Annotated in this window: 24 protein-coding genes and 1 riboswitch; of the genes, 11 read left to right on the top strand and 13 right to left on the bottom strand. The window is 33.0% G+C overall.

The genetic code is table 11. The annotated features are described in order from the left end of the window. Window positions 1-64 precede the first annotated feature (64 nt). Entirely contained in the window at window positions 65-832 is a 768-nt protein-coding gene (locus PW52_RS14660; protein ID WP_044633726.1) for a carboxypeptidase-like regulatory domain-containing protein, read from the top strand. Here PW52_RS14660 and PW52_RS14655 read toward each other — a convergent pair. Together PW52_RS14655 and PW52_RS14650 are read right to left on the bottom strand one after the other, a co-directional pair. Continuing rightward, window positions 829-1362, bottom strand: a complete 534-nt coding sequence (locus PW52_RS14655; RefSeq protein WP_044633725.1) for an SRPBCC family protein — start codon at window positions 1360-1362, stop codon at window positions 829-831. The genes PW52_RS14660 and PW52_RS14655 overlap by 4 nt on opposite strands. Window positions 1363-1404: 42 nt before the next feature. Further along, the gene (locus tag PW52_RS14650) at window positions 1405-2058 is read right to left on the bottom strand and encodes a TrmH family RNA methyltransferase (RefSeq protein WP_044633724.1); all 654 of its coding nucleotides are present in this window, start codon (window positions 2056-2058) and stop codon (window positions 1405-1407) included. 78 nt (window positions 2059-2136) lie between these two features. Here PW52_RS14650 and PW52_RS14645 point away from each other — a divergent pair, with 78 nt between their 5' ends. Further along, complete coding sequence (locus PW52_RS14645; RefSeq protein ID WP_044633738.1) at window positions 2137-2814, top strand: SIR2 family NAD-dependent protein deacylase; 678 nt, start codon at window positions 2137-2139, stop codon at window positions 2812-2814. Here the strand turns inward: PW52_RS14645 and PW52_RS14640 are convergent. From PW52_RS14640 to PW52_RS14625, 4 genes are all read right to left on the bottom strand, one after another. Further along, window positions 2811-3137: a DMT family transporter gene (locus PW52_RS14640; RefSeq protein WP_044633723.1), complete on the bottom strand. Its 327-nt coding sequence runs from the start codon at window positions 3135-3137 to the stop codon at window positions 2811-2813. The two genes, PW52_RS14645 and PW52_RS14640, sit on opposite strands and share 4 nt — an antisense overlap. 39 nt (window positions 3138-3176) lie before the next feature. Further along, entirely contained in the window at window positions 3177-4742 is a 1566-nt protein-coding gene (locus PW52_RS14635) for a serine hydrolase (RefSeq protein WP_044633722.1), read from the bottom strand. A gap of 66 nt (window positions 4743-4808) precedes the next feature. Next, window positions 4809-6041: a glycosyltransferase gene (locus PW52_RS14630; RefSeq protein ID WP_044633721.1), complete on the bottom strand. Its 1233-nt coding sequence runs from the start codon at window positions 6039-6041 to the stop codon at window positions 4809-4811. Further along, the gene (locus tag PW52_RS14625; RefSeq protein ID WP_316930151.1) at window positions 6041-6508 is read right to left on the bottom strand and encodes a heme-binding domain-containing protein; all 468 of its coding nucleotides are present in this window, start codon (window positions 6506-6508) and stop codon (window positions 6041-6043) included. Before PW52_RS14625 ends, PW52_RS14630 begins: the two co-directional genes overlap by 1 nt. 46 nt (window positions 6509-6554) lie before the next feature. On the opposite strand from PW52_RS14625, the gene PW52_RS14620 reads away from it, so the two are divergent. The 3 genes from PW52_RS14620 (at window position 6555) to PW52_RS14610 (ending at window position 8779) form a co-directional block, all read left to right on the top strand. Further along, complete coding sequence (locus PW52_RS14620; RefSeq protein WP_044633719.1) at window positions 6555-7115, top strand: hypothetical protein; 561 nt, start codon at window positions 6555-6557, stop codon at window positions 7113-7115. Between the two features lie 127 nt (window positions 7116-7242). After that, the gene (purB, locus tag PW52_RS14615) at window positions 7243-8586 is read left to right on the top strand and encodes an adenylosuccinate lyase (protein WP_044633718.1); all 1344 of its coding nucleotides are present in this window, start codon (window positions 7243-7245) and stop codon (window positions 8584-8586) included. 4 nt (window positions 8587-8590) lie between these two features. Then, a complete protein-coding gene (locus tag PW52_RS14610) occupies window positions 8591-8779 on the top strand; it encodes a hypothetical protein (RefSeq protein ID WP_044633717.1) in 189 nt (62 codons plus the stop codon). A 73-nt stretch (window positions 8780-8852) separates the two neighbouring features. On the opposite strand, the gene PW52_RS14605 is transcribed toward PW52_RS14610, so the two are convergent. From PW52_RS14605 to PW52_RS14590, 4 genes are read right to left on the bottom strand one after another with little or no spacing between them, the layout of a single operon-like run. Then, complete coding sequence (locus PW52_RS14605) at window positions 8853-9395, bottom strand: DUF4252 domain-containing protein (RefSeq protein ID WP_044633716.1); 543 nt, start codon at window positions 9393-9395, stop codon at window positions 8853-8855. An 18-nt stretch (window positions 9396-9413) separates the two neighbouring features. After that, window positions 9414-9971: a DUF4252 domain-containing protein gene (locus tag PW52_RS14600; protein WP_044633715.1), complete on the bottom strand. Its 558-nt coding sequence runs from the start codon at window positions 9969-9971 to the stop codon at window positions 9414-9416. Between the two features lie 44 nt (window positions 9972-10015). Beyond that, window positions 10016-10486, bottom strand: a complete 471-nt coding sequence (locus tag PW52_RS14595) for a hypothetical protein (protein WP_044633714.1) — start codon at window positions 10484-10486, stop codon at window positions 10016-10018. Further along, a complete protein-coding gene (locus PW52_RS14590) occupies window positions 10473-10982 on the bottom strand; it encodes an RNA polymerase sigma factor (RefSeq protein ID WP_044633713.1) in 510 nt (169 codons plus the stop codon). The genes PW52_RS14595 and PW52_RS14590 overlap by 14 nt, the downstream gene beginning before the upstream one ends. 103 nt (window positions 10983-11085) lie before the next feature. On the opposite strand from PW52_RS14590, the gene PW52_RS17570 reads away from it, so the two are divergent. The 3 genes from PW52_RS17570 to PW52_RS14580 are packed head-to-tail and all read left to right on the top strand — an operon-like array spanning window position 11086 to window position 13477. Continuing rightward, window positions 11086-11262 (top strand): hypothetical protein, encoded by a 177-nt coding sequence (locus PW52_RS17570; protein WP_165586782.1) that lies wholly within the window; start codon window positions 11086-11088, stop codon window positions 11260-11262. Window positions 11263-11319: 57 nt separating this feature from the next. Then, window positions 11320-12762 carry a S41 family peptidase gene (locus PW52_RS14585; protein WP_044633712.1) on the top strand — a complete coding sequence of 481 codons (1443 nt, stop codon included), beginning with the start codon at window positions 11320-11322 and terminating at the stop codon, window positions 12760-12762. A gap of 7 nt (window positions 12763-12769) precedes the next feature. Continuing rightward, the gene (locus PW52_RS14580) at window positions 12770-13477 is read left to right on the top strand and encodes a Dph6-related ATP pyrophosphatase (protein WP_044633711.1); all 708 of its coding nucleotides are present in this window, start codon (window positions 12770-12772) and stop codon (window positions 13475-13477) included. Between the two features lie 174 nt (window positions 13478-13651). Here the strand turns inward: PW52_RS14580 and PW52_RS14575 are convergent, their stop codons facing one another. The 3 genes from PW52_RS14575 to PW52_RS14565 form a co-directional block, all read right to left on the bottom strand. Beyond that, window positions 13652-14722: a YncE family protein gene (locus PW52_RS14575; RefSeq protein ID WP_044633710.1), complete on the bottom strand. Its 1071-nt coding sequence runs from the start codon at window positions 14720-14722 to the stop codon at window positions 13652-13654. 3 nt (window positions 14723-14725) lie between these two features. Continuing rightward, window positions 14726-16597, bottom strand: coding sequence for a TonB-dependent receptor plug domain-containing protein (locus PW52_RS14570; RefSeq protein ID WP_044633709.1), 1872 nt, complete (start codon window positions 16595-16597; stop codon window positions 14726-14728). Window positions 16598-16631: 34 nt separating this feature from the next. Continuing rightward, window positions 16632-16897: riboswitch (cobalamin riboswitch) on the bottom strand. Between the two features lie 13 nt (window positions 16898-16910). Beyond that, the gene (locus PW52_RS14565; RefSeq protein WP_044633708.1) at window positions 16911-17846 is read right to left on the bottom strand and encodes an ABC transporter substrate-binding protein; all 936 of its coding nucleotides are present in this window, start codon (window positions 17844-17846) and stop codon (window positions 16911-16913) included. 86 nt (window positions 17847-17932) lie between these two features. Between PW52_RS14565 and PW52_RS14560 the strand changes: the two genes are divergently transcribed. Genes PW52_RS14560 through PW52_RS14550 form a run of 3 tightly spaced genes read left to right on the top strand, consistent with a single transcriptional unit; the run spans window position 17933 to window position 20950 of the window. Continuing rightward, window positions 17933-19072, top strand: a complete 1140-nt coding sequence (locus PW52_RS14560; RefSeq protein ID WP_044633707.1) for an ABC transporter substrate-binding protein — start codon at window positions 17933-17935, stop codon at window positions 19070-19072. Beyond that, window positions 19073-20104, top strand: a complete 1032-nt coding sequence (locus tag PW52_RS14555; RefSeq protein WP_044633706.1) for a FecCD family ABC transporter permease — start codon at window positions 19073-19075, stop codon at window positions 20102-20104. Window positions 20105-20155: 51 nt separating this feature from the next. Continuing rightward, entirely contained in the window at window positions 20156-20950 is a 795-nt protein-coding gene (locus PW52_RS14550) for an ABC transporter ATP-binding protein (protein ID WP_044633705.1), read from the top strand. The last annotated feature ends 35 nt before the right edge of the window (window positions 20951-20985 follow it).

The following is a 20985-nucleotide window of genomic DNA, read 5'->3' as shown; positions in this document are numbered from 1 at the left end:
AATTAATAACTTGAACCAAACAACTCTGTTTTTCTTTAGTATTTTTACCCTATAATTAACTAAAATGAAGTCTTACTTATTACTTTTTACCTTACTATTCACATCAGTTTTTTGTTATGCTCAAGATGCTGAAAAAGTAATAGGTGTGGTTATAAATTCGGCCGATGGCACACCGCTTGAAAGTGTAAACATTGTTAACCTTAACCAAGTAAAAGGAACAACTACAAACAAAGAAGGTGAATTTACAATTTCGGCAGTAGCCAATGACACGCTCCATTTTTCTTATTTAGGTTTTAAATCCATTAAAGTTAGAGTTACTAACGACTGGTTAAAGTTTGGAAGTTCTGAAATTGCCTTAACCGAACTTGCCTTAGCTTTAGAAGAAGTGGTTGTAAACCAACTTACCTTAACAGGTTATTTGGAGGTTGATATAAAACAAGTACCTGCACCAAACGACAATTATCGATATAGTATTTCTGGCTTGTCTGGTACTGGCTATGAGTCTGGTAAAAAATCGGCAGTTTCAAAAGTGCTAGGTTCTATTTTTAATCCTGCAGACTTTTTACACCGTATGTTTGGTAAAAAACCTAATGAGCTTAGAAAGTTAAAGCAAATGAAGGAAGACGACCAAATTAGAAACCTTTTAGCCTCTCGATTCGATCGTGAAATGCTTACTGCTTTACTACAAGTTGACAAGGTAGATTTAGATGAAATTGTAAACCAATGTAACTACTCGCAAGGGTTTATACAATCGGCTAACGATTTACAAATTCTTGATGCTATAAGTGAATGCTACGAAGAGTATAAGCTTTTAAGTAGAAACCGCGGTTAATATTCGTTTTCTAATATAGCTTTTAAATCGGATAAACCTTCTTCAAAATCCTTTCCAACGGCTTTTTCAAAATTAAAAAACAACATAAAAATATTAGTAGGTGCTGGATTGCTTCCAGAAAAACCCCAAGTAACTTTAGTGTTATTATCATCAATAGCATCAACCATTAAAAAGGCATTCGATAAAGATTTCCAAGGTTTAAAAAAGCGTAGTTCGGTTTCAATTTTATAATTGTTTTCAACCTTTTTTATTTCCTGTTCTCCAATTCCAACGGCTTTATTGCCTTCCCATTTCGAAATAAAACCTACTTCACCATCGGTTCCAATAAATTTTTGTTTCATTTCGGGGTCTTTCTTTTTCCAAGGCGACCAATTATCTTGATTCTTTATCAATTTTAAATAAGCAAAAACCTCCGTTAAAGGTTTTTCTATATCAATACTTCGGCTAACGCTATACGACCTTGGCGCAATTAAGGCTAATAAAACGAAAATAATAGCAATGGTTAAAACAACATAAAGAACTAAGAACATGGTGGTTAATTTTTAGTTTAGTTCTTAAATTTAGCGAAATAGTTACGACTTATAAAAATTTTCTACGATTTGTTCGTAGCTTTTAATTGTTTTCTTACACCAATCTAAACGTTTTTCAAGCATCTCATTTTCTGTTAATTGCCAATTTACAGTGGTTTGCTTCAGTTTAGTTGTAACATGCTGTAAAATTATGGCTGCCGAAACCGATATATTTAAACTTTCGGTAAAACCAACCATGGGAATTTTTAAATAGCAATCGGCTTCATTTAAAACCTCATCTGATAAACCTTCGGTTTCTCTTCCAAAGAAAAAACACGACTTTTTAGTTACATCAAATTCATGCAAAACCGTATCGTTAGTATGTGGCGTAGTAGCTACAATTTGGTAACCGTTTTGTTTTAAACTTTTAATACAATCTTTCACCGTGTTAAATCGGTTTAAATCTACCCATTTTTGTGCACCCATAGCAATTTCACGATCAATACGTTTTGTATTTACTTCCTCTACTATATTCACCTCTTGTATACCAAACACATCGCAACTGCGTATTACAGCGCTTGTATTGTGTAATTGATACACATCTTCGGTTGCAACTGTAAAATGCTTAGTGCGCTCTGGCAAAACTTTATTAAAGCGCTCTAACCTATTCTCGGTTAAAAAAGTTTCGAAATGTTCTAGTAGTTTTATGTCTGTCATGTTAGTTAAAAACTATTTTAGTTGTTAAATTTGATGAGATTCCTATACGGTAGGAATAGCAAATATAACATGATAAACATGAAACACATAGTCGTTTTAACGGGAGCTGGAATAAGTGCCGAAAGTAGTATAAAAACCTTTAGAGATGCCGATGGTTTATGGGAAGGCCACGATGTTATGGAAGTTGCTTCGCCAGAAGGTTTTAGAGCAAATCCTGAATTAGTTTTAGATTTTTACAACCAACGCCGTCGCCAACTTTTAACCGTAAAACCTAACCAAGCTCATATAGATTTAGCCGAGCTTGAAAAAAACTTTAAGGTGTCAATTATTACCCAAAACGTTGACGATTTGCACGAACGTGCTGGCAGCACAAACGTTATTCATTTACATGGTGAGTTATTAAAAGCACGAAGCACAAAAAATATAAATGATGTTTTTGAATGTAAAACGGATATTGTTTTAGGTGATTTATGCCAAAACGGCCACCAAATACGTCCGCATATTGTTTGGTTTGGTGAAGATGTACCTATGATTGAAAAAGCGATGGAAGTTTGCCAAACGACCGATATTTTAATAATTATTGGCACTTCAATGCAAGTGTATCCTGCGGCAGGATTAATGCATTATGCTCCAGACGGTATTCCGGTGTATTTTATAGATCCAAAACCTAGTGTTGATTCTAATAAAAACCTAACTGTTATTGCCGAAAATGCGACCATTGGCGTTAAAAAAGTTATTGACCATTATTTGGTTTAATGACTCACCATTTTTAATCCGATAATTGATGTGATTAGTGTGACTAGAAAAAACAAACGCCAAAATGTTGCTGGTTCTTTAAATATAAAAATGCCAACCAAAACAGTTCCTACAGCGCCAACACCTGTCCAAACCGCATAAGCCGTTCCAATAGGTAAAACTTTGGTTACTTTAACCAATAAAATCATACTAATTGCTAAGCAAACTAAAAACCCAACAAACCAATATTTAGATTCCATACCGGTGGTAGATTTTACTTTGCCTAAACATGACGCAAAAGCAACCTCGAATAAACCTGCTATAATTAAAATTATCCAATTCATTATTTTGTTTTTAATTCTTGCAAAATTAGGTTACAAAAACTATTCTTCTACTCTTTTTAAATCTAAATCATGAAAATCGAAACTAAAATCTATGTTTGGCGAAATACCTTTCATCTTAATTTCCTGTGCTTTTCCTTCTTCATCTAAAAAAAACATTGCAAAAGCATCGGCATTCATATCTTGATATTCCCATTTTATGGCAAAGGTATTGGCTTTATAAAAAAACATTTCTCCATTTAACTTAGGAGATTTTTCACTTTTAAACCATAGCTTTTTTCCTTTTAAAAACACTTCAATTTCACCAAACCAATCATCTTTATAAATACCAGTGTATTTTTTTAAATCAACTTTTATTTTACTGTTATTACTCACGGTTTCCCATACGGCTTCAGTTACTTTATCGCCGTTTTCTTTTCTTTTATTAAAGTAATCGGCATATTTATCAATCCAACCAAAATCGTCCAACCCTAAATAACTATCTAAAATCGTATTGCCAACGGAGGAGAAAAACGCACCACCATCGTCACTCGTATTAGTTAGAATTACGAAACCAAGATTAATATCGGGAATCATTACTGTTAAAGACAGCATACCGGGCAAACCTCCAGTGTGATCAACTTTCATATTTCCTTTGACATCAGATAAAAACCATCCCAAACCGTAACCTGAAAAATGAGAGTTATATCTCGGGTTTTTATTTGTTTCCATTATAGTATGAAGTTTCCACATATTATCTTGCTGCTTTACGGAAAACAATTCGTTTTGTAAACTATCTCCATATTTACCATGATTTAAATGCACTTTTAACCATTGTGTTAAATCGTTAACATTGGAATAAATACCCCCAGCGGCACCATTAATCATCTCTTTAAAATCGGGTATTATTTTAAGCGTTCCAGAATTAGAATCGTGAGGTGACGCTAAATTACTTTTATCATCTATATTATCTAAACTAGCGTAAGATTGGTTCATACCAATAGGCTTAAAAATACGCGTAGCAATGAAATCTTCCCATGTCATTCCCGAAACTCTGGCTATAACTTCGCCCGCAATGATATACAATAAATTGTCGTAATCGAACTTTGTACGAAATGCTGAAACGGGTTCGAAATATTGGAAACTCGCTAATAAATCATCTAAAGTAAAATGACTTCCGTCTGGAAAAAACATTAAATCTCCAATACCCAAACCCAAACCGCTTCGGTGAGTTAGTAAATCTTCGATATTAAAATTTTCTGTAACATAAGGATCGTACATTTTAAATTCAGGAATATAATCCTTAACCTTATCTGTCCATTTTAGTTTTCCTTCATCTACTAAAAGTGATAGCGCTGTTGTTGTAAATGCTTTACTATTTGATGCTATAGCAAAATTTGTATTTACATTTACCGGTATGTTACTTTTTACTGAAGTTACCCCAAATCCTTTTTGGTAAACAGTTTCTCCATCTTTTACAATAGCAATAGCTGTACCCGCAACATTAAATTTGGACAATGCATAATTCACTATGGAATCGATTTGTTTCTCTGAATATTGTGCAGAAACACTTTTAAAACTTAATGACAGCAAAAAGAATAAAATTAAAGACTTTGAGTAAAGTTTCATAACATTGAGGGTTTTAAATGACAATTTAAATATAAGACTTAAAGGGACTTATAAACGCTCCCATTTTTAATTTTTATTTTTCTCTTCAATCCATCTACTCATAAATTTGGTGCTTTGCATGGTATGATGCATGAGCATTTGTCCCGTAAAATTGTGAAGTCGGTTTTCGTGAAGCTGTTCTATTGAAACTTTAATCTTCTCTAAAAAATTATTTTGAAATTGAGTTTTATTAAATCGTGTATTTATAACCTCAAATCCACTATGTTGTTTTTGGTTCCAAAGAGCTTCATTTTTGTATAACTCTATGGCTTTTTTTGCGAAATTTTCAGGGTTGTCTTCAATAAACCCGTTTGGTTCTAGGTTTTCAAACATACCTTCTGCCGCAATATGTGTCATTACACAAGGTGTTCCGTTTTGCATGGCGTCAACTAGTTTTCCTTTTAAACCAGCACCAAATCGTAAAGCTGCTAAACACACTCTGGACTTTTGCATAACCTCATGAACATCTTCAGCAAAACCTTTTATTAAAAAACCTTGTTTTTCGTTGTGTAACTGATTTACTTTTTGTGATGCATAAGCACCATAAATATGCATTTCTGCCTTTGGCAATTCCTTTTTTATAAGTGGCCAAATGCTTTCTTTTAAATATAAAGCGCCATTGTAATTGGGTTCGTGTAAAAAATTACCAATGGTTATAAAATGCTGTCTGTTGCTAAACTTGGGCAATTTTTCTAAAGCATCTGCTTCAATAGGATTCAATAAAAATGGTAGATAACATAATATAGCTTCTGGAACTTTAAATTGCGTTTTTAAAATTTCCATCTCTAATTCAGAAATAATTAAACTTAAATCGCAACGGTAAATACTGGCTATTTCACGTTTAGCAACATCGTTAAATAAATAAGTTTCATTAAATATTGCATTTGCTTTTAAGGCTTGCTGTCTTCCTTTTCGCAAAGCATGTAAATCTTCGGTATCTAAAATCCGTAATGCATTTGGACAATTTTCTGCAACACGCCAACCAAATTGTTCTTCGGTTACAAACCTATCGAACATAACCACATCGGGTTTCAGGTTCAATATAAAATCGTCAAAACTAGAATCGTTAAGTTTTATTTGCTGTTCTGTAACTCCTAATTCTTCTAAAGCAAATGCATTATCTGTTTTTGAGGTTGTAGTTGCAAACGTAATGTTATAATTGGCTTGTAAAAAGACATCAACCAACTGCATCATTCGGCTACCTGCCGCAGAACTTTTAGGCTCAGGCCAAACAGAACCAATTATTAATAAATTTGGCATTAATATTCGGGTAAAGCTTCAATACCATACGATACGCGAACCATTTTTGCCCACGTTGTAACCGCTTCTATTTGGCTTTCGCTTAATTTGGCATCTTTATGAATTAAAGTATAAGATTCTAAAGGCATTTTGTGTTCTTCAATTTCCTCAATCAATTCATCCATTTTATGGTCTTTTCGTTTTACTGAGTTACCAACCCAATTCGAGAAATTTAAGTGCTTTTTTCCGTCTTCAATATGTTCGGCTAACCAATAATTTACTGGTGTTATTTTGCTATACCAAGGGTAATTTGTCGTATCGCTATGACAATCAAAACAAGCTGTTTTTAAAATGGTTTTTACTTCTTCCGATGGTTTTGTTTCATTATAAAATGGCTCAACCGAAGCTAAACTACCCTCGTTTTTTTCTGGTTGAAAAAATTGTGCAACGATTAAAGCTATAACAATTAGGTAAAATATTTTTTTCATCGTTTTTATTATTGGTTAAATTAGATTCCTAAAATATAAAAAAAGAATGACCACCCCACAACTTTACGAAGAATTAAACTATGTGAACCATTCTCGCGAAAAACGATTGTATTACGCCAATTTAGTTTTAGCAAACCCAAATTTATTTACTAATTTGCTGGATATTCTTTTTAAAACAGACGATAAAATATCGTGTAAAGCTGCTTGGGTATTAGAGTTTACTTGTAAAGAAAATTTATATTTAATTATTCCGCATCTCGACTATTTTACAAAAAACATGCACAAAGTTCACCTTGATCCGGCCGTGAGACCTGTTGCTAAAATATGTGAATACTTAGCGAACGCCTTTTACAGCAAAGAAAATAACGAAGTAAAACATGCCTTAACCTTAACGCATAGAGAAAAAATTATTGAGTTGTGTTTTGATTATATGATTAGCGACCAAAAAGTAGCAGCTAAAGCATACAGCATGCACACTTTATTTTTATTTGGTAAAGATTCCGATTGGATTTACCCGGAATTAAAAACCATTTTACAACGCGATTTTCATCACCAAAGTGCCGCTTTTAAAGCCCGTGCAAAACGCATTCTAAAAAAACTAAAATAGAATTGCCTTTTACACAATTTATATTCAGTTTTAAACGCTTATTTTTTTTAAAAAATTTGGAAATCAAGCCCTAACGTTTATCGCTTAAAAAAACTATATTTGCCCTTTTAAAACAACACACATAAATATGTCACTTTCAACATTAAATGCCATCTCACCAATTGATGGTCGTTATAGAAATAAAGCAAACGCTTTAGCCCCTTATTTTTCTGAAGAAGCCTTAATTAAATACCGCGTTTTAGTAGAAATAGAATACTTTATCGCACTTTGTGAAATTCCGTTACCGCAATTAGATAATGTGGATTCGGCTATTTTTGAAGATTTAAGAGCTATTTACAAAAATTTTACAGCTGAAGACGCTACAGCAATTAAAGACATAGAAAAAGTAACCAACCACGATGTTAAAGCGGTTGAATATTTTATTAAAGAAAAATTTGACGCTTTAGGTTTATCTGAATTTAAAGAATTTATTCACTTCGGATTAACTTCTCAAGACATTAATAACACAGCAATTCCATTAAGTATTAAAGAAGCCATGAACGATGTTTATGTGCCAGAATACTTAACTGTTTTAAATAGACTAAAAGAATTAGTAACCGAGTGGGCTAGCGTTTCTATGTTAGCACGTACACACGGGCAACCAGCATCGCCAACACGTTTAGGTAAAGAAATTGACGTTTTTGTAGTACGCTTACAAGAGCAATTTAATTTACTTAACGATATACCAAGTGCTGCTAAATTTGGTGGTGCAACAGGTAACTTTAATGCGCACCACGTCGCTTACCCAAATATTGACTGGAAAGCCTTCGGATCTAAATTTGTACAAGAAAAATTAGGATTACAACACTCCTTCCCTACTACGCAAATTGAGCATTACGACCACATGGCAGCTTTATTTGATACTTTAAAACGTATTAACACCATTATTATCGATTTAGATCGTGATGTTTGGACATACGTTGCCATGGATTACTTTAAACAAAAAATTAAAAAAGGTGAAGTTGGTAGTAGCGCCATGCCACACAAAGTAAACCCAATAGATTTTGAAAACTCTGAAGGAAATTTAGGCATTGCCAACGCTATTTTCGAGCATTTAGCTGCTAAATTACCTATTTCTCGTTTACAACGCGATTTAACAGACAGTACCGTTTTACGTAATGTTGGTGTACCTTTTGGGCATACATTAATTGGTTTTAAATCCACTTTAAAAGGATTAAACAAACTACTTTTAAACGAAAGTAAATTTGCCGAAGATTTAGAAAACAATTGGGCTGTTGTTGCCGAAGCCATACAAACTATTTTACGTCGCGAAGGTTACCCAAACCCGTACGAAGCCTTAAAAGGTTTAACCAGAACAAACGAAAAAATAAACCAAAATTCTATTTCAAATTTTATTGATACCTTAGAGGTTTCAAACGAAATTAAAACAGAATTAAAAGCAATTACACCAAGTAATTATACTGGTATTTAAAATTATGATGTTAAACAACCAACAAACTTTAGTCGTTTCAGGAATTTTAGCCTGCGGTTTTTTCGTTTGTGGTTTATTAGATATACTTGATAATTTTATAGTTTTAACCGTGTTAACCTTATTATTTTTTGCAATAGTAATTAACGTTTTTCGCTCCGGATTTAAAAACCAAAATGAAAATTTAGAAGAATAATTTTCAGAATTTATTATAATTAAAAAAGCTTCCTTTTTAGGAAGCTTTTTTAATATCAACATTTAACTATAAATTATTTAAAGAAACTTATAATATTTTCAATTTGTTTTTCATCAATATTAGCCTTCTGAAACGCATTTATTAAGGTCATCATTTTTTCTGGGCTCATATCGTTTCCTAAAACTCGTACGAGTCCAAAACCTGTTTCCTTCGAACTCCCAAAAACAATTACCTCATCGGCTTCATCTTCTTTACCTAAATATTTCACAACAACTTTATTACCTCGATCGCTAAACTCCATTAAATCGTTGTATTTTTCGTTTGCTAAAATGGTTTTCACTTTCGCAATTTCTTCGTTATACATTTCTGCATTTGTTGCATTGGATTTAAATCCTAAAAAATTCAACTTTTTAACCGACTCGTAAGCTTCCATCTGTTCTTCGGTAAAATCGGTTTTATCAATTTCTATCATCGATAATGGAAAATCTTGACTTATAAAATTTACCGATTCTTGATGGTTTACATAATACTGCTGTAAGCTCGGTTCGTTACCGCAACTTGTTAAAAAAACGGCGGTAATTACAACTAATAAAAGGTTTCTGATTGTTCGTTTCATGATTGATGGTTTGTTTTCTTATTTTTTATCTAAATGCTCGCCTCCAGGAATATTCATTTTAGAAGTAAGTTTCGATATTTCGTTTAAATCGATATCGCCAGTTAAAGACACAACAACAGTTTCAATTTTGCGTTGCTTACCATTAATTTCAATTTTGTCTTCCATAACCTTATCAATGCCATTAACAAAAATTAAAAGTTCCTTAACGTGGTCGGCATCTTTTCCTTCTTTTACATAAAAATTTACTGTTGTACCATCGTCTTTAACTTCCATAAGTTCTTCTAGAGCACTAGCGCGCGAACCTACCCATTTCGATACATCGGCAGCAATTGTGGCATTATCGGTTACAATGGTTTTAAAACTGGTAATGCTTTTAACCATATCCATATAAGCCTGAGCTTCCGGATCGTCTACATCAATATTAATTTTTGCTAACATCTGAAACATTTTAGGCTTAATGTTTACATAGGTTACATTCGCGTTATCGCTATACTTCTCAAAAATATCTTTTTGCGCCATACCTGTTAATGGTAATAACATTACGGCTAATACAAATACTATTAATTTATTTTTCATTGTTCTTGTTTTTTACTGTTTTTAATGTTTTTTTATACTTATTATTATTTAAAAATAATGCTGGTTGAATTTTCAATTTCATTCAAGTAATTTAAGGTAGAAGCACCTTTATTTACCTCATTTAAATATCCAACCGTTGCTGTGCCTTTATTAAAGCTTTTACTAATCATTTCTAACGATTTTGCCACCTCATTATAGGCCAATTGTGGGTCTTGGTAAGTACCCAACTCATCTTTACTCGCTGTTGTACCAAAATAAAACCCTAACATAAGAACCGCTACCGCTGCGACCGAAATCCATTTATAATTAAATTTTCTAGTAGTTTTTAATGGAACGTCTTTAGTAAATTGTTCTTGTTGGTTTACCAAAAAATACGCAAACATAGGTTTATACATTTCTAAATGCGGAGCCACATTGTCGCTTGTAAAATAGTTTTTTAACAATTGCTCTTCCTTTAAGCTAGTTTCGCCGTTATCGTACTTTTCTAGTAATTTTTCTATATTATTTAATACCATAATTATGTGTATTAGTTAATTTTTCTCGTATTGTTTTTCGCGCTCTCGATAAGTTTACACGCACTGCCGTATTATTCATTTCCAGCATTTTTGCAATCTCATCCAAATCGTATTCTTCTATATCTCTTAGTTGCACAATTAAACGTTGTTGTTCTGGCAATTCTTCAATAATTTTAGCCACCCAATTAACGCTATCGTTAAGTTCAACCTGTTTTTGCAAAGGCGTATTCCCATCTTCGTAATTGCTGTGTACAATTTTAAGATTCTGTGCCTGTTTCGATTTTAATTTGTCGAAACAAAAATTCTTTGTCATCGTCATAGAAAAAGCCTCAATATTTTTATACTCCTGCATTTTCTTTTTGTTTTTCCACAACTTTAACAGAATCTCTTGGGTTGCATCTTCAGCCTCTTCCGTACTTATAAGTAAGCGTTTCGCCACCCTAAACACTTTATCCTTAAAAGGCATTACAATATTTAAAAACTCTGTTTGAGTCATTTTTGGTTTGGTTTCATTAAAAGCAGCTGGTTTATTTCTGCTATTTGTAATTACGACGACGCAGTATTTATTTTGTTACATCCAATCTAAAAAAAAATAAAATATGGGCGTAACCACGCATTTGGGCGTGGTCAGGCTTTACGCTAAATCTTTTTCTTGTACCTCAAAAAAGGATGCCGCTTCAATCCCTTACGCAGTTGCTAGCCAAAGTTTTCGTTTAAATGGTTTATATTTTAACATTCCAAAGTCCGGTGCTTCATTTTCATTAAATAAATTTTAAATTACACAATATTGTAAATACTTTTAAAGTTTACAGACTAATACGAAAAATAATAGCATGAAACACTTAAAATCTACCCTACTTTTATTTGCCATCTTAATTTTAGCAACAAGCTGTTTCGAAGATGGAGACGATATCACAAATCCTGAAGCCGTTTCTGTAGAAGTAAAAGATTTTGTTTGGAGTGGCATGAATATATTTTATCTGTATAAAGAAAATATTCCAGACCTTGCAGACGATCGTTTCGCAAGTAATACAGAATACAGCGATTATTTAAGCAGCTACAACTCGCCAGAAGCTTTATTTGAAAGTTTAATTTACGATTCCGAAAACACCGATCGTTTTAGCTGGATAACCGACGATTATATTGCCTTAGAAGCACAATTTAGTGGCGTTTATACAACAAATGGTGTAGAGTACAGCTTATATTTAGCTCCTAACAGCACCAGTAATCTTGTTGGTGTGGTACGCTTAATTTTACCAAATACCGATGCTAGTGTAAGCGGTGTAAAACGAGGCGATATATTTTATGCCATAGACGATGAAACATTAACCGTAAATAATTACACCCAACTACTAAGCCAATCAACTTACACCCTAAGTTTTGCAGATTATAATGATAATGGCACAACCGATACTACCGACGACACCATAGTTGCAAACGGAACAACAGCGAGTTTAACAAAATCAACGTATACCGAAAATCCTGTACACACAACTAACATACTAACCGTTGGTGGGCAAAATGTAGGCTACATACTTTACAACAGTTTTACATCAGGATCTGAAAACGAACTAAATAGCATTTTTGCAAATTTTAAAGCAAACAACGTCAACCATTTAGTTCTAGATTTACGTTACAACCCAGGAGGAAGCGTATCTACAGAAACCTATTTAGCAAGTATGATAACCGGACAACATACAGGACAAATTTTCACAAAACTGGTTAGAAACGATAACTTCGAAGAAAGCGACTATCTTTTTACCAACCAAATAGAAGAAGGTGGCAGTATAAACAGTTTAAACCTAGAAAAGGTTTACGTTTTAGCAACCGATAAATCGGCATCGGCAAGCGAAGGTCTAATTAACGGATTACGTCCATATATTAACGTCGTGCATATTGGCGAAAATACCATTGGAAAAACCCAAGCTTCTGTAACGCTTTACGATTCTCCTAATTTTGGCAGAACAGGTGCAAACCAAAATCATACTTACGCTATGCAACCGCTTGTTGCAAATGGTGTAAATAAAAATAACGAGCAAGTACCAAGTACAGGGTTAACACCAAGCGTTGGTTTCGAGTATACAGAAAGCCCAACCAATCTAGGTGTTTTAGGCGACGAGAACGAACCTATGCTTGCATTAGCTTTGGAAGACATTGAAAATTCTACAGGAAAATCGGCTGCAACAAAACCGGAAACCAACTTTAATTCATCTTTAATTTTTATTAAAGATAGTAATGACTTTAATCCGTTAGATGGCGGCATGAGAATAGACTAACACACTAATGCATAAAACATACTTTAACTGGAGTTCTGGTAAAGACTCTGCTTTGGCTTTATATTATTTATTACAAGACAAAAATTACAGTGTCGAGAAATTAATAACCACAGTAAACAGCCATTTCAACCGTGTTTCTATGCATGGCCTTAGAACCGAACTTTTAATACAGCAAACCAAAGCCTTAGGTATTCCTTTAAATTTAATTGAACTACCCGAAATGCCTAGTATGGAAATTTATGAGCAAAAAATTACAGCATCTTTAAACACATTAAAGAATAATGGTTTTACTCATAGCGCTTTTGGTGATATTTTTTTAGAAGATTTAAGAGATTACCGCGAAAACCAATTAGCAAAACTAAATTTTAAGGCCGTTTTTCCAATTTGGAAACGGGATACTAAAACACTTTTAAACAAATTTTTAGATTTAGGTTTTAAAACCATTATAGTTTGTGCTAACTCTAAGTTTTTTAATGAGGATTTTGTAGGCACGGTTATAGATAAACATTTTATAGATAATTTACCCAACGGTGTAGATCCTTGTGGAGAAAATGGTGAATTTCACACGTTTTGTTTCGATGGACCTATTTTTAAAAATCCGGTACATTTTACTATTGGAGAAAAAGTATACCGAGAATACAAACAACCAAAAACCAACGATGCCATTTGTAACACCGAAAATTATGGTGTTTGGTATTGCGATTTAATACCATAAAAAAAAGGCCACCCTCGGGCGGCCTTTGGAGTTTAACTTTGTCTCTCACCTAAAGTTAAACACATACTGATTTTTGTACAAAACAACTTAGCATAGTAATATTATTAGTTACCACAGTATTTATTTTAAAAAGAATGTTTCATCATTTTAAAACAAAATTTCGTGATTCTAATTTTAATTAAAATAAATTTTTGAAGCCCCTAGTGCAACAGATTGTGTTGAAACTTGCTCAGACGTTTCTAAACTGTAAACATTTAAAGTACTTAAATCTGAAAAGTTTGCATTTAGCAAATAAATATTATCATCTTCTACTTCCATTCCATACAAATATCCTTCTGCCGTAAAAATTGAGGTGCTTGATAACGCTGTGTCAGTTACACCTATTTCGTAAATACTTCCGCTTAAAGCGTAGTAAATAGTTTCATTATCAATAACCATTAATGATGGATGATCGCCTTCTGCAAAAACCACTTCTTGATCTACCGCTAAACTACTAGTATCGATTGTAGAAATACTTGCCAAAGTATGGCCTATAACATTCCAATTAGCATCATAAATTGTTCTTCCTTCAGACAGAACAACTAAATCTCCCGAACTGTTAAAAGCAAGTTCGTCTGGGTTGTCTTTTACTTCTATTTCGGTAACACTATCATCTTCAATATTAATAACCGAAATAATATTATTAGTAGTATAAGCACCTTTATGAGAAACGTATAGCTTACCGTTACTTTCAACAATTCGTTCTGGCCCGTTACCCACGCTAATTGTTTTTTCAACGGTATACGTAGCTAAATCTATTACAGCTACAAAATCATCTGTATCATCCGAAGTACTTCCCCAGTTGGTTATATAACCTTTATTATCTGCAACTACCATAAATCTTGGTAATTCTAAATCGGTAGATATTTCACCTTTATATTCAAAAGTATATCTATCTACAACAGTAACTGTATTGGCGTTATCTACAACTAAATAAGCATTGTCATCATCAAAAGCCATCGATTGTAAAAAGGTACCAAGTTCTACATTATTAACGGTTTTATAAATTAAGTTTTCGGCAACCGTAAAATCGTTAGACACGAAAGACACAGAACCTGTTCCTGTACTAGGGCTTCCTTCGCCGCTAATTAAAATACCGTTTTCGTAATCGCCTCTTGGCTCAGAATCTGTATCGTCTTCACTACAAGACGTGAAGCATAAAATGCTTAAAATAAAAATTGAAGTTAGTAATTTATTAATTTTCATAATTTAAAATGTATAGTTAACGTTTATATTAAAATTTCTGTTTGGCATTGGTCGCCTGGGTTGTATTACGTAATATTTGTTAAACAGGTTATTTACTTTAACTCCCAACTGTAATGTGTTTACTTTGGTGTGTAATACTTTAAAATTTATTCCTGCATTGGCTATAGCATAATCTGGAACAATAAAATCTTCGGAATTACTCGCGGTAGTGTAAACTTTACCATTATATAACTGCTGATAAAAACCTGAAAAACGTTTGTAATTGTAGGATAAATTAAAATTCAACAAGTGTTTTGGTGTGTAAATAGTTTGCTTATCTGTTGAAGCATCTATAGCTTCGGTATAACTGTAATTAAAGTTAAATTGAAGCTTATGATTGTGAAATGTTTCGTTATAACTTAAAGCTAATTCTGCGCCTTTATTATTTACTTCAGATAGATTTATGGGCACCCAAACACCTGGCCTGTCTTCATCGCCATTTGGTGTCCAAACTATTTTATCTTTTGTAGCAATATAAAACACTCCTAAATCGGCAGAAAATTTATTGTTTTTAAAACCTAAGCCTAATTCACCTTGTGCAGCGGTTTCGGGAATTAAATCTAGATTACCTTGTCCTGGCCAATACAAATCGTTATAAGTTGGCACCCTGTAATTCTTTGATCCATTAACTCTTAAATACCATGATGAATGGACTTTGTAATTTATTCCCAAAGCATAAGTAAATGGCACTGAATAATCGGTATTAAAATCTTTTCTAATTTTAGCTTCAAAAGCTATTTTTTGTTGAAGATTTTGATTGTAAACTACAGATTGTGAAAACTGCCTACGGTTTTGTACGGAAATTAAATCGGTACTTCCATAAATATTTTCAAACTCTGAAAACGACGTTATACTTGCTCTTATTTTATTAAAACTATACTTTAAATTATAGTTTACCAACATGCGTTTAGACTTACCAAAATTAAAGTTACTGGAGTTTTTATCGTCAAAATAGCGATACTCTTGTGTTAAGTAAGCTAGTTTTGCTTCATGATTAAATGCAACACCTTTGTTGGTGTAAACTAGTAAATTTCTATTACTAAAATCTTGATACTTGTCGTTTGCCGCAGTTGGATTGGGTAATTCGCTAGAAAAAAAACGTTCGCCATTATAATTTGCTGTATAAAAATTAAGTTGCGATTGTTTATTTAAATAAAATGAACCACTAAAATTTAAAGCTAAATTACTATAAGCACCGTTTGTATTTTTATAATCGGTGTTTAACCAAGGATAATCGTTATTTGAACTATTGTACGATACTCCTGCGTTTATTGCTATTTTTTTATTAGAAAACTTTAGTTTGTGTAACCCTTGGTAAGTATTGTAACTTCCAACCGAAAATAAGGTGTGGTTTTTAAACCTTGTATTTTGGGTAAACTTTAAATTATCGTTTAAGTGAATAGTGCCACCAATAGCTCCCGAGCCGTACTCAATGCTTCCGCCACCGCTTCTTACATCTACACCATCAAACAAAGTAACCGTTAAACTGTTAAAACCTGTTTGCCCACTATTTACAGAATTTATATTTATACCATTCCAAATTACAGCAGTGTTTGATGAACTTGTGCCCCTAAAACTTGCCGAACTAGTGCCTCCCGAACCGTATTCACGCAAATAAATTGGCATATTAAACCTAAGTAAATTGGTAAACGACTCAGTATTTTTTAAAATTACAGAATCGTTTAAGCGCTCTACTTTGTAACCAACAGAGTGAACCTGCAATTTTGTATCGGCAGTAACCACAACTTCCTCCAAACGATTAACCAAACTATCGTTTTGAGCAAAACTTAGGGTGCTAAAAATACTTGCAACTAAAAAGAGTGCTTTGTGTTTCATAAAATTACTAAACTTTTATCCCGAAAGTTTTATTAATTAATTATGAAATTTGGCAGGTCTCCTGACTTATTTTATGCTATTTGACCTTCCCAGTAAAAAAACCAGTGGTTTGAAGTAAATAACACCCTCTTGGTGAGGCACCAACACTCCCCTTCGACTGGGCTCAGGGTGACATTGGCATAAACTTACAGTTGCGGGAACAGCTCTGGATTTTCACCAGATTCCCTTTTAATCGACGTAGTCGTCCCAAACTTGTTTTGGGATCTCATACTATGTCGAACCAAAATTCGGCACAAATGTATTGTATTTTTTATTATTTATAAGATTTTAATGCATTATAATTACAAAATTTCGAAGCTAAATGTTGTGGTGCTTCAAAATGTTCTGGATGAATCATAGCTGCTAAACATTCTATACCATTTACCAATGTTCCTGCTGAAGACTGCGTAAACATATCGAAATCGGCAATATAAACTTGTTTATTTTTAACAGCTCTTAAGTTTTCCCATTCCGGATGTTTTTCTAAAAAGTGCATATCTTGTAAAGTACGCGCTGTAGTGTAACCACAAGGCGCTATTACTATAACTTCTGGATTGTATTTTACAATTTTATCAAAAGGAATAACAATACTATCGCCCGACGGATGCGATAACAAATCTATACCGCCTGCGTAACCAATTTGGTGCGGAATCCAATGCCCGCAATTAAAAATAGGATCTATCCATTCTAATAAAGCCACACTTTTAGATTGTATTTTGAGCGCTCTTTGCTTATCAACTATATTGTAAATACGCTGTTTTAAACCTTCTACATATTTTAACCCAACAGCTTCGTTATTCATGGCTTTGGCAATGGTTAAAGCATTATCAAAAACATCATTTAAACTATTTGGAGTAATAGAAATTAGCTCAGGAATTTTAGGTAATTTGTATGCCGAAGCCGCCACACATGCGGTGTCTATTTGGCAAACATCACAAACATCTTGTGTAAAAATAATGTCTGGCGATATGGTTTCTAATACAGCTTCATCAACATAGTATAAAGTTTCTCCAGCTGCTTTAGTTTCAGAAAAAATGATATTTATTTCTTCGCTTGTTAATGTTTTTCCTTCTAATTTATATCGTACAGCCACTTGCTTTTCTTGCAATGCTTCTGCAGGACACTCAAAAGTAACACCTTGTAAATCATCTTGTAAACCCATATCATAAATCATTTGGGTAACCGCAGGCATAAACGAAGACACTTTCATATTCTATAGTTTTAATAGCGAAAATACGCAGTTTTAAAGTAGTAATTAAAAAAAATTAAAGACCTTTGATTTTCGAAACGAGAGTTATGCGATTATATTTTTTAACGCTTTTAAGCACATTTATGTTATTTTCCTGTAAAGAAAACAGCACAAAAACGAATGCGCAAAAAGTAAAATTAGAACAAACCCAAAACGTAACTTACGCCAAAGGTTTTACTATTGAAAATCACGACACTTATAAAACGCTTACTGTTACATCGCCTTGGCCAAATAGCAATAAAACATTTACTTATTATTTGGTAAATAAAAATAAAACCATTCCTGAAGCTTTAAAAAACAAAACGGTTATAAAAACACCTATTAACAAACTAGTTGTAACATCTACCACTAATGTTCCTGCTTTAGAATTTCTGGAAGTTGAAGACAAATTAGTAGGTTTCCCGAACACTAATTTTATTTCTTCAAAAAAAACCAGAACCCGCATTGAACAGGGCCTTGTAAAAGATTTAAACAGTGAAGCAGACATTAACACGGAATTGCTTCTAGCCTTACAACCCGATTTAGTTATTGGGCACTCCGTTAACGGAAACAATAAAAGTTTAAACCAAATTGAGCGCTTTAATATTCCGGTTGTAATTGATGGCGCTTGGACCGAAAATCATCCTCTTGGCAGAGCAGAATGGATAAAATTTATCGCAGCATTTTTTAATAAAGACGACGAAGCACAAACTATATTTGAAGCTATTGAAGCCAATTATTTAAAGGTGAAACAACTCGCTGCTAAAACCATGAAACAACCAACAGTTTTCTCTGGGTCGATGTTTAAAGACATTTGGAATGTTCCTGGAGGACAAAGTTTTATGGCTAAATTTTTAGAAGATGCCAACACAAATTATATTTGGAAAAACAACACCTCTACTGGTAGTTTACAACTTAACTTAGAAAACGTACTTGAAAAAGCAAAAACGGCTAATTTATGGATTGGAGCTGGCCTTTTTAACAATAAAACAGAAATGGAAAGCCAATACAATGGTTATACTTTTTTTAATGCTTACAAAAACAATAACATTTATAGCTACACAAAACAAATAAGTGAAACCGGTGGCTTAATATATTTTGAACTTGGACCACTTCGTCCAGATTTAGTTTTAAAAGATATTATTAAAATTGCACACCCAGAAGTTTTACCAAACTACGAACTTTACTTTTTTAAACCGTTAAATTAATTGCAACAGCACGCAGCATATAAAACCCCATTTTTAGTACTTACGCTAGTACTTATTCTTTGCTTTATTATAAATATTAGTTTGGGTTCGGTTTTAATTCCTTTAAAATCCATTTTTGGTATTGTAATGGAGCAAGTTCCAGAAAATTCTTCTTGGAATTTTATCGTAATCAACTACCGTCTACCTAAAGCACTAACAGCTATAATAGTTGGTTCAGGTTTAGGTATTTCGGGCTTACTTATGCAGACCTTATTTAAAAATCCTTTAGCTGGCCCATTTGTATTAGGCATAACTTCTGGAGCAAGTTTAGGCGTAGCTCTAGCTATAATGGGCGCTTCGTTTTTTGGAGGTGTTATGGCAGGTGTTTTAATATCGAAATGGAGCATTGTTATTGCTGCTAGTTTGGGTAGTTTTTTAGTATTGCTTACCGTTTTAATTGTTTCAACTAAAGTAAGAGACACTATGGCTTTATTAATTATCGGGCTTATGTTTGGAAGTATAACTGCCGCTATAATTAGTGTACTCACCTATTTCTCTAGCGCCGAAGAACTGCAACAATTTGTGTTTTGGCGATTTGGCTCACTAGGTAATTTGTCGTGGCATGAATTAGTGATTTTTTCAATAATATATAGTATTGGGTTACTTTTAAGTTTGGCTTCAATTAAAGCTTTAAACACTTTATTATTAGGTGATAATTATGCAAAAAGCTTAGGGATAAACCTAAAAAAAACAAGATTAACTATAATAATTGCCACAAGTTTATTAGCTGGAACTATTACCGCTTTTGCAGGCCCAATTGCTTTTGTTGGTTTAGCTATTCCGCATATAACACGACAAATATTCACCACCTCAAACCACAAAATATTATTACCTGCTGTATTTTTATTAGGCAGCATAATTATGCTTATTTGCGATACTATCGCTCAACTACCAGGTTTAGAATACACTTTACCTATTAATGCTATAACTTGCCTAGTTGGAGCACCTGTTGTAATTTGGTTACTCGTAAGAAAACAAAAAATGGTGTTTTGAAAACTAAAGCTTAAAACATAAATTTAAAAGCGATAATGTGACATTTAATAGATGAAAGAAGATCATAAACATACCATTCTTAAAACTGAAAACCTTTCTGTTGGTTACAAAACCAAAAAAGATCAGGTTTGTGTTGCTAAAAACATCAATATTCAGCTTGAAAAAGGACAACTTATTGGTTTAGTTGGTGCTAATGGTATTGGAAAATCTACATTATTAAAAACATTAACTAAAAATATTCCGGTTTTAAACGGAAGCATTTTTATTGAAAATAAAAACTTAAATAAATGTTCTAATTTAGAACTATCAAAATTACTAAGCGTTGTTTTAACCGAACCTTTAGCCGCTAAAAATCTATCCGTTTTCGAGTTAATAACTCTTGGTAGGCAACCTTACACAAATTGGGTTGGTAACTTAACACAGCAAGATTTAGAAACAGTTAACCACGCCATAAACATTATTAATATTGAAGAGCTAAAACACAAAAAATGTTTTGAACTTAGCGACGGACAACTACAAAAAGTAATGATTGCCCGCGCTTTAGCACAAGATACAAGCCTTATAATTTTAGATGAACCAACCACACATCTCGACATGTATCACAAAGCTTATATTTTAAAATTGCTTCAAAAATTAGCAACAACTACCAACAAAACCATTCTTTTTTCTTCTCACGAAATAGATTTAGCTATCCAATTATGTGATAAAATGATTGTAATGAATACTAACAAAATTAATTTTGATTCACCTTGTAATTTAATTGAACAAGGTGTATTCAACACACTTTTCCCTGATGATTTAATTGCTTTTGATGAAATTACAGGTAGTTTTAAAGTGAAGAAATAGAACTTTACTTAAGGACATTTCTTCATAAAAAATTA

Source organism: Neotamlana sedimentorum, assembly GCF_000943565.1.
GTDB lineage: Bacteria > Bacteroidota > Bacteroidia > Flavobacteriales > Flavobacteriaceae > Neotamlana > Neotamlana sedimentorum.
Note: the sequence above shows the minus strand (reverse complement) of the source record. Positions and strands in the feature narration are given on the sequence as shown.